Raw genomic sequence first — 8,570 nt, 5'->3', positions numbered from 1 at the left:
GGGGGCGGGCCCGCTCCTTTTTTGTTTTTCCCGTCGGGGGGCCGCGGGGCCCGCGGCCCCCGCCCCCCCCCTCCGGGGGGGGGGGGGCCCCGCCCCCCCCGCCCCCCGCCCCACCGAGGTCATGCGTCGATGTAGTCAGCGATCACGTCGAGCGTGGACTCGACAGAGTTGAGCTGGGTATTCAGGTGCCGGACCCAGCGCCCCTTGGGCTGTAGGACGGTGTGCGGTGCGACGACGCCGGTGATGAACCGGCGGATCTCGGTGAGCTTTTCGCGGATGACCGCGACCTCATAGGCCTGCAGCTCGGTCGGGTCGGAGCAGAACTTGTAGCCGTCCGGCCTCGTCCAGATCAGCGGCGGCCAGCCCTGTTCGGCGATGGTGTCCCGCAGACAGGCCAGGCCCGCGCGGGCCTGATGCGGTGAGAGCTCACTCGACCTGACCAGCTGCTTGAAGGCCAGACCTGCCGGCCGTGCTTCGAAGAGCACGAACCGGACCGTGTCGGCGTGCCTCTGCGCGGCGGGCGACCGGCGCGTCGAACCGCGCGGCATCCCACTACTCGCCCTGCAACAGGCGGGCGATCTCGCCGTCGACGTCGACCTTCCCGGTGTCCACGGCCGTCTCAACCCAGTCAAGCGTCGCCCGTGAGCGGGCGATGTTCTCGTGGATGATCACCTTCTCGTCGTCGGACAGCTGCCGGTCCCGCAGACCCGGGACGGCCCGGCCGCAGGCCGCGACGAAGGCGTGGCAGGCGGTGACCAGGTCCAGGAACTCCACCGTCCGGTCGATCCGCTTCACCGCCGGCGCGACGGGGCTGGTCCGCTCGAAGTCCTCACGGGCCTGACGGCCGCGTTCGACCTGGGCGTGGTTAACCTCGTGGCGGGCCCGGTCATCCGACATCGCTCGGAAGGCAACATCCGGACGGCGCAGCAGACCAGCGGTCACCCTGGCTGCGACCTGGTCGTCGCGGGTCAGCTCCTCGACGACGCGCGTCCTCTGCTCCGGGGTGACCTGGGAGACCACGGACGGACGACGCAGAACGTCCGGGACCACGGCCGCGGCGACCTGGTCGTCACGGATCAGCTCCTCCGCCGCCCTGATCCGGTCCTGCCCGGTAACCTGGGAGACCACCGACGGCCTGCGCAGGAGGTCCGAGGTCACCGTCGCCGCGACCGCCTCGTCCCGGGCCAGGTCATGGATCGCGGACACTTTCTCCTCCGGCGTGACCGGATTCTCCACCCTCCAGCCGACCCTCCGCCTCGCGTCGTCGACCGACCACCGGGCCTTGCCCTCAGGCGGGGTCAGGACAGCGGCGAACCTCTCCTCCTCGTCCTCGATACTGCCCAGGATCCGGTGGATCGTGAACGACACCTCCGGCTGGCGCCGGTCCTTGGGCCACTTCGACGCCGCCCAGCGGGCGTTCTTCACGACCGAGTAGGACAGGCCGATGTCCTCGGCAAGCCGGAGCAACGAGTCCCGAACCGTGAACATCTCCTCGCTGGGCTCCGGCTGCCGGAACGCACGCATCGGTTCGATCTCCAATGCGTAGTCCCCGACGGCGAACTGGGCTTGGCCGATGGTCTCCACGAGCTTCCGCAGCTCGGTAACGATCTCGGTGTATCGGTCGAGCCCGACACTGCCGATCTTCTCGATTTCTTGGGTCATGGCAACGATCACCACCCGCGGCGGGCCGGGGCACAGCCCCTCGACCGTGACAGAACACGGCCCGCTCTCACAACCGAGGCTCGGACCCGCCCGGGAGAGATCGCAATGATCGACCACAAGAGCCAGAATCTGACCGAGAATTCGATTCGGATGCGTTCGCGCAGCGGTCACTGTGACCGTTCGACGAACGATTCGCTTCGGGAGCGCCAATCCCTCATCAGGCACCGCCGCGAGCAGAACACGGCGTCCGAACGCCGATCCACACCCGCTACCCAGGCCGTCCCGCACACGGGACACACCACCCTGCCCGACCCACTCAACTCCGCCTGCACCCGCCGCCGCAACCGGCGCTCCCGCCGCCACGACCTGGCACGACATGTCGTCGAGCAGAACAACGCGTCCGACCGTGAGGCCGGCCCCAGCCGGTCACCGCAACCCCCGCACACCCGCTCTGCGGGCTGCCCCGACCGCTCAGACACCACTACAGGCTAGAGCTCCAGACACCTCAACATCCGGGATATGGATCAGGTACTGAGGAGGCGGTGCTCGGTGCGCGTGGCGCTTCCTTCGTCTGCCCGGCGCATGAGCTGGTTGAGGGTGTCGGCGAGGTCGGCTTCGTGCTGGTCGGGATCCGGGTGGCGTACGGCTTGGGCGCGGACGAGCTGCCAGGTCCGTTCGTTGAACGGGCGGTGGACGTGGTCGCGGTGGATCCAGGAGATCTCGGCCAGCTCCCCGTCGGGCAGGCGTACCCAGATCTGCCGTGCGTCGCGGGGGTTGTGGTGGACTTCCCATTTCCCTCCTCTTGTGGTGATGGGGGAGGACTGGCCGCGGTAGGGGCCGAGGAGGTCGTGGTCGTAGGTGCGGTGATGCAGGCGGATTCCGCGTTCGGTGATGGCCTGCCAGCGCACCGGCAGCAGCTCCAGGTAGTCGCCGCCGGTGAGCGGCACAGGGACATAGCCGGCGACCGCGATGAGGGCGGCCCACATCTGGTTCGGCGTGAGTGCGGCCTTCGGTAGGGCGGGGTGGCGCAGGCCTTCGTGGGGGCGGTGGTGCCAGTGGACGAGCCACTCGTCGAGGAGGTCCTGGAGTTGCGGGACGGTGTAGCGGGCTTCAGCTTCGGCCTCGGGGCCGCGGCGGGTGACGTCCGGCCCGGTGTAGCCGGGCAGGTGCTGGCAGTACAGGTCGTTGATGGTGCCGAAGGTCCGCTCCACGATGCCTTTTGCGGTCGGCGCGTACGGCGGGGATGTCTGGACGCTGATCCCGAGGGTTTCGCACGCGGCGGTGAACGCCTTCGACAGGTAGACGTTCCCGCGGTCGGTGACGATCGTCTCCGGTACGACGGCCGGCCGCGCGGCTGCGGCTTCCAGGCGTTCGTCGAGCGTCAGCAGCCGCTCGTGCGGGAACAGTGAGCTGTGGGCGAAGCGCAGGGCGTCGGGCCAGCTGGGGCGGGCCGGGTGGGGGACGGCCATGTCCGCGAGGAGCAGGGCTGCGTCGACGGCTTGGGTACTGCTTGGGCAGAGCACGGCGGCGAGGATCGCGCGGGTGGCGACGTCGACGGCGATGGTGAGTTCGGGGCGGCCGATGGTGCCGTCGTCGAAGACGGCCAGGACGTCGAGGCGGGTGGTGTCGATCTGGACCTGCTCTCCGGGCCGCAGAGCCACGGTCGGGGTGAACCCGCGCCCGTCGCTCGTGATGGGCGGGGTGCGCACCGGGCGGCCGGGGAGGTCGGCGGGGTGGGCGAGCTGGTGGACGAGCCGGTAGAGGGTGGCCTGCGACGGTGCGGGCACGGTGCCGGGCCCGTGCCGGTCTTCGAGGATCTGTAGGACGAGGGGGAACAGGGCGTTGATGGTGCCCTTGGACCGGCGTCTCTGCCGGTGCAGTGCCTCCATTACCGCTGCTGCTACCCGTTCGTCTTGCCGTCCAGCAGGAGCGGGTCCGCGGGTGCTGCGGTGGTCGATCAGCCCCCACAGGCCCTGCTTGCGGTAGGCCAGGCGCATGCGCTGGACCGTCGTCCGGGACACCTTGGCGAAGCCCAGTGCGGTGAGCTCGGCGGCCTTGGCCTGCTCTCGCTCGGCCAGCGTCCGCCGGGCGGGGTCGTACTGCGCCCGGACCATTCCGCCGCTGTCCGGCCCGCCGGGCTGCCCGCACTCGACTTCGCGGATGTGCCTCTGCCAGGCCAGCGCCTTCTCCCGGGCTGCGGCGGGGGCCGTCTCGAACAGCCCCCACTGCGGCACTGGCCGTGCCTGTTCGGCCTGCTCTCCTGCCAGCTTGAAATCAGGGTCGGCGAACAGGTGCCCGGAGAGGACCACCGCGCTGCGCCCGTCCTTTCCCGCCAGGTGCACGCGCTGCCCCGCGAGCGCCACGACCTGCCATCGAGCGCCGTCGAAGTGGATGTACGCGCCGACCGCTACGACGGGCCGTCCGCTTCGTGGCGCTGTCACGGCACCTCCCGGAACCGGCCGCCGGTCTCGTAGCGCGGGCCCGCGAGTGTGACGGCCTCGGATGGCGGAAGGATGCCGGGCTGGACCAGGACCCGCTCGTGCAGCGGCCTGTCCAGCGGAACGCTCAGGTGCCCATGCCACAGCGCGTGGAAGGCGGCGGGGAGGACTTCGATCGGGTCGCCGACGGCTTCGACGCCTTCGATCAGCGGCCGTGGCTGTGCGAAGGCTTCCAGGACGGCGGCGGTGAGGGCGGGGCGGATCTGGTTGCGGGGGTGCCGGTAGCCGGCCAGCCATCGCAGGTTGGCCGCCAGCACAGCATCGAGCGGTTCCAGGCGCTGGTAGCTCCACCCGACCTGCTCGCATGCCCGTTCCATCATCACGGCGGCCGCCAGGGCCCGTTCCCCACCCGCCTCGGTGTGGCTGGGGCAGTCGGCGAGCAGGGCGGTCCCGTCCGCACGCCGTGCGAACAGCTGCGGCGTCCACGACCGCACCCGGCCCTGTGTGTCGTGCCACATCAGCCGCAGGGGCCGCCCGGCCAGGCCCACGACGTCCGGGTCGCGGTCCAGGAGCATCAGCTGCGCGCGCATCGCGTTCGACCCGGAAGCCACGTGCCGACCGGTGGTTGCCGACCACCACAGCCCTGGCCCCCACCGTCTGCCGGGAACCACCGGGAACGCCGAGACCGGTCCAAGCTCCTCGAACGCGACGGTCACCGCCGCGTCCACCCACCGCTGCTGCACGGCCTGCCCGCCGAACCCGGCGAACGACACCTCGAACCCGGTCCCTGTACCCGCGAGCTGCTCCGCACCGCCGGCCCTTGACGTGCCTGTCACGCGGCTGAGTCAACTGCCCCTCGCCGACAGTTTTGCCCGGTTTGGCCATTCTGCTCCGAGAGGAGCGTCAGATGCGGTACCGAAGCCCGCCACGCCACGCCCCCTTCGGACCGCCGCGTCTATTCGTCGACCTCGTCTGTGGGGTGGGTGTCGGTATCGAGCCCTACCCACTGCTCGACGTCGTGCAGTGCGACGCCGGCGTTCACCGCTGCGAGCGCGGTCTCCTGGAGGGCTTGGTCGAGGAGGTCGATGGAGTGGCTGAGCCGCTGCAGGAGGAGGCGGGCGGCGTCGGCGGTGCGGCCCCGGTGCGCGCCGCGCAGCTGCAGCAGCTCCTCTTGTGCGGTGTCGATGAGGTTGGTGATGAGCATGCGTTGCTCGGGCGGCACGGTGGAGCGCCAGTTCGTACCGGAGCCGCCTGCGGACTTCTCTCTGGTCTGTTCACGCAGCAGGGCGGCCATGGTGGGCGGCTGCTGATCAGCCCTGACCCGCCACGGCCCGGCGTCGTAGGGATCAACTCCGGTATGCCGTCGTCGGCGGATGACGGCAGCCTTCCACGCGATCAGTGGGCCACCGTCTGTCGCGATCAGGGGACCCAGCCAGGGGCGTCCCATCAGTTCTCCGAGGCGGCGGTCGAATTGACCGTCCCTGGGCAGTGGTCGAGGGCGTCCCCCACCGCTGTCGGCCCACACCAGCTCTTCGACGGCCGGATCCAGCAGAGCACCGGCCACGGCGACCACCTCGGGGAAGACCACTGCGTCCCGCCCGACCGCCCGCCACCGGTCGACGTCACCACCGACGTCGTTCCCCACGACCTGCTTCAGACGATGGGGCCAGATCCGTTCCTGCTCCCACTGCAGGGAGTGCTCCCACCACCGGCACACCACCGCCCGCGCGAGACCGAATACCCCGGCCGCCTCCACCCCCGCCTGCCGAGCACGACGCTCCACCTTGACCCACCGCTGCTGCGCCGCGACGACCTCGGGACTCCCACACAGATCGAGGTTCTCCAGGGGCTGGTCGGCGTCCGCGTCCAGCAGCCACCGCCCGTGCCGCCAGCACGCCCGCTCCCAGCGTTCGGCGTAGCGGACCACGCGCACGGCCTGTCCGGTACGCCGTGCTGCGCACAGCCGGCAGCCGAATGCCACCGGCCCTACGACCGCTCCACCGACGCGCCAGAATGCCTTGGGCGTGCCCGTCGCGTCTTGTCCTGAGAGTTCCTCATCCTCGTGTCCCCAGGACGGCAGAGCCCGTCTGAGCGTCTCTTCGCCGGCCCTGCACAGCCCTGTCAGCGTGGCTCGGCCGGCCGTATCGAGCAGTACCTCCGCGTCCGCGCGAAGCACCCCGCCGGGGTGTCGGGGCTGATGGTTCTTCCACTGCCAATGGCCAAGCAGACAGCCGGGTTCCTGGCCGTAGCCGGCAGCGATCCGGCACATCAAGGACCAGGTCAATTCTCCACTGAGGGGAGCCACGCGGAGGACCCCTGCCCGAGGTTCGCCGATCTCGCGGATGGCTACGTGCGTGATCATGCCCCTTGGCTGCCCGAGAGGCGGCTGGGCGACACCTCGGCGGGACGCCTTGCGTGGGCTTGTGGCTAGGCTGCGGGGATGACGGAGCACCTTGGTTTCGGCGCGATGTTGGCGTTGTTGCTGGATCGTAGAGAGCTGGGTGTGGAGGAGCTGGCCGACCGGGCCGGGTTGACCGCAGTTGAGGTGCGAGCGGTGCTCGCGGGGGAGCCGCCCGGTGAGGGGTTGCTCCGACGGCTGGCGACTGCGCTGGGTTTCCGCTCCGTGGATCTGTTCATTCTCGCGGGGCTGGCGGTGCCGGACGATATGGCGCCGTTGGACGCCGCGGCCGGGCGGTGGGTGCCGTACGTCGTGATGGATGCGGTGCACCTGCCGGCGGCGGGACGGCGTGAACTCCTGCAGCTCATCCGGGCACTGCCGCAGGAGGAGCGGAGTTCCCGTTTCGCCCCGAAGCGGCTCGGACCCCTCACCGGCGGTCCGGGCGATTGCGTCATCCGTATGCTCCGGTACCGCAATCTGGACTGGACGGGCATGGCGAAGACCCTGGCGGTCGTGACGCCCACTTACCTGTCGGCGGCCACTTACGGTGTGATTGGCGCTGGTCGCAAGGAACTGACGCCCCGCTTGGTGACGGACTTTGCGGCCCTGCTGGGCATCGACGCCGTCGAACTGGGCGCACTGACGGGCGTCTTTGTGGGTGAGGTGCCACGGCCTCCGGGCCCGGAGGCCGTGGACGCCGCGGCGTTGCTGTGGGAGGCGCGACGGCTGTCCGCCGCCCAGGCACGATACGTCTCCGAGCTGGCGCGCTCCATGCGTGGGGACTCCCGCGACGGGTACCTCATCAACCTGCCTGGATCGTGACGTCCGCTGGCACTCGCCGGCGGACGGGCACCAGGCCGTACAGAAGGTCGGCGACCAGGCTCATTGTTCGGCGGAGGATCATGAGGGTCGGCATCGACTACCGCGACCGCAGGCAGGGATTCGACTGCGCAGGTTGGTTGAGCATTGCGCGGTTTCACTGGTCCGCGACATCTGGACTGACTTCCGGCCCTGAGGAGGCGGATGCCATGTGATCCAGTTTCAAGCTGAGCTCCATTTTGAAGCACCCGCACTCGCAGTCCTCTGGTGATGTTCGAGACCATCCCACCGCGGCTGCGGTCACGCGGGCTGTTGGCCCCGCCGTTGTTCGCTGCTGCTCAGATGCACTCGTCCTTGGGGAGGAGTGCGGTGTTGTGTTTCGCCTGTTTCGATTGCGGGCGACGAGACTGGACTGAGGGGGCGGGCTGTGTTGGGTGTGCTGCTGGAGTTAGGTGTTGGAGGTCTGCTGACGTGGGGTCATGAGCGTCGGAGGACCAAGAGGCAGGCTCGGGGCTTCGCGGCGGGGGCGGAGGTGGGTTTCGCTGCCTGCGTTCTGGGCGACCGTCCGTACTGTCGGGGTACGTCTTTGGTCTTCCTGTGGGCCACGCTTTCCTCGCTTCATGTCACGCCGACAGAGTTTGCGGAGCTTCATCGAGGCAGGATCCCGGTGGATCGGTTGGAAGTGGTTCGCGTCAGGCCAAGAGCGCGCACGGATTCCCGGTTGGTTCAGTGGGGCTGGCAGGTGGCCGAGTGCCGAGATGGCGACTCTGTGGTGTTGATCGGGTGTGCTCCCGAGTCCATGCGGCACCTGACGGTCGCGCTGAAGGGACAGGGCCCCGAGGGGCCACAGGCTGAACAGACTCGCCCTGCCTGACCGCCCTTGTGGTGACTGCCCCGCGATAGCGGGACTACGGCCGCAGAGAGGGCAGGGGGCGAGCCAGCCCTCACTGCTGCCGACTGTCCGCGGAGCGGGCGGGGGCCTGGAGGCGAAGCCGAAAGGCCCGGTGTGGGAGCGAAGCGGACACCCAACGGGCCGAAGGCCCCGACCCCGTGAAACGGGGTCACTCAGACCCGCGCAGCGGGCTGTTCGGTGGAGCGCAGCGGAACCGAACCCGTCCGGAGCGAAGCGAAGGACTCCGGCCCGAAGGGCCGGCCCTGGCTCGGCGAAGCCGAGCCCCACCGAGCGAAGCGAGGTGGTTCGTTGGCACAGCGCGCAGCGCTGTGGGACCCCTGTCTCATAAACAAAACAGACA

At 69.8% G+C, this 8,570-nt stretch carries 6 protein-coding genes; 1 reads left to right on the top strand and 5 read right to left on the bottom strand.

The features are described from left to right. Positions 1-119: 119 nt before the first annotated feature. The 5 genes from ACFV9H_RS31840 to ACFV9H_RS31820 all read right to left on the bottom strand — a co-directional run bounded on the left by ACFV9H_RS31840 (position 120) and on the right by ACFV9H_RS31820 (position 6,033). The gene (locus ACFV9H_RS31840) at positions 120-548 is read right to left on the bottom strand and encodes a RacP protein (protein WP_385405073.1); all 429 of its coding nucleotides are present in this window, start codon (positions 546-548) and stop codon (positions 120-122) included. 4 nt (positions 549-552) lie between these two features. Further along, positions 553-1,662: a DUF6192 family protein gene (locus ACFV9H_RS31835; protein WP_385405120.1), complete on the bottom strand. Its 1,110-nt coding sequence runs from the start codon at positions 1,660-1,662 to the stop codon at positions 553-555. Positions 1,663-2,186: 524 nt separating this feature from the next. Then, entirely contained in the window at positions 2,187-4,103 is a 1,917-nt protein-coding gene (locus ACFV9H_RS31830; protein WP_385405071.1) for a Mu transposase C-terminal domain-containing protein, read from the bottom strand. Then, positions 4,100-4,936: a TnsA-like heteromeric transposase endonuclease subunit gene (locus ACFV9H_RS31825; protein ID WP_385405069.1), complete on the bottom strand. Its 837-nt coding sequence runs from the start codon at positions 4,934-4,936 to the stop codon at positions 4,100-4,102. The genes ACFV9H_RS31830 and ACFV9H_RS31825 overlap by 4 nt, the downstream gene beginning before the upstream one ends. Before the next feature lie 119 nt (positions 4,937-5,055). After that, positions 5,056-6,033 carry a DNA-binding protein gene (locus tag ACFV9H_RS31820; RefSeq protein ID WP_385405067.1) on the bottom strand — a complete coding sequence of 326 codons (978 nt, stop codon included), beginning with the start codon at positions 6,031-6,033 and terminating at the stop codon, positions 5,056-5,058. 507 nt (positions 6,034-6,540) lie between these two features. Here ACFV9H_RS31820 and ACFV9H_RS31815 point away from each other — a divergent pair. Further along, positions 6,541-7,320 carry a hypothetical protein gene (locus ACFV9H_RS31815; protein WP_385405064.1) on the top strand — a complete coding sequence of 260 codons (780 nt, stop codon included), beginning with the start codon at positions 6,541-6,543 and terminating at the stop codon, positions 7,318-7,320. The last annotated feature ends 1,250 nt before the right edge of the window (positions 7,321-8,570 follow it).

The sequence above is a fragment of the Streptomyces sp. NPDC059874 genome (genome assembly GCF_042731135.1).
Lineage (GTDB): Bacteria > Actinomycetota > Actinomycetes > Streptomycetales > Streptomycetaceae > Streptomyces.
This window is presented reverse-complemented; position numbering and strand designations above follow the sequence as displayed.

Bases quoted from the DNA above. Each gene is read 5' to 3' on its own strand.
- ACFV9H_RS31835 (WP_385405120.1), bottom strand. From the start codon at position 1,662: ATGACCCAAGAAATCGAGAAGATCGGCAGTGTCGGGCTCGACCGATAC.
- ACFV9H_RS31815 (WP_385405064.1), top strand. From the start codon at position 6,541: ATGACGGAGCACCTTGGTTTCGGCGCGATGTTGGCGTTGTTGCTGGAT.
- ACFV9H_RS31840 (WP_385405073.1), bottom strand. From the start codon at position 548: ATGCCGCGCGGTTCGACGCGCCGGTCGCCCGCCGCGCAGAGGCACGCC.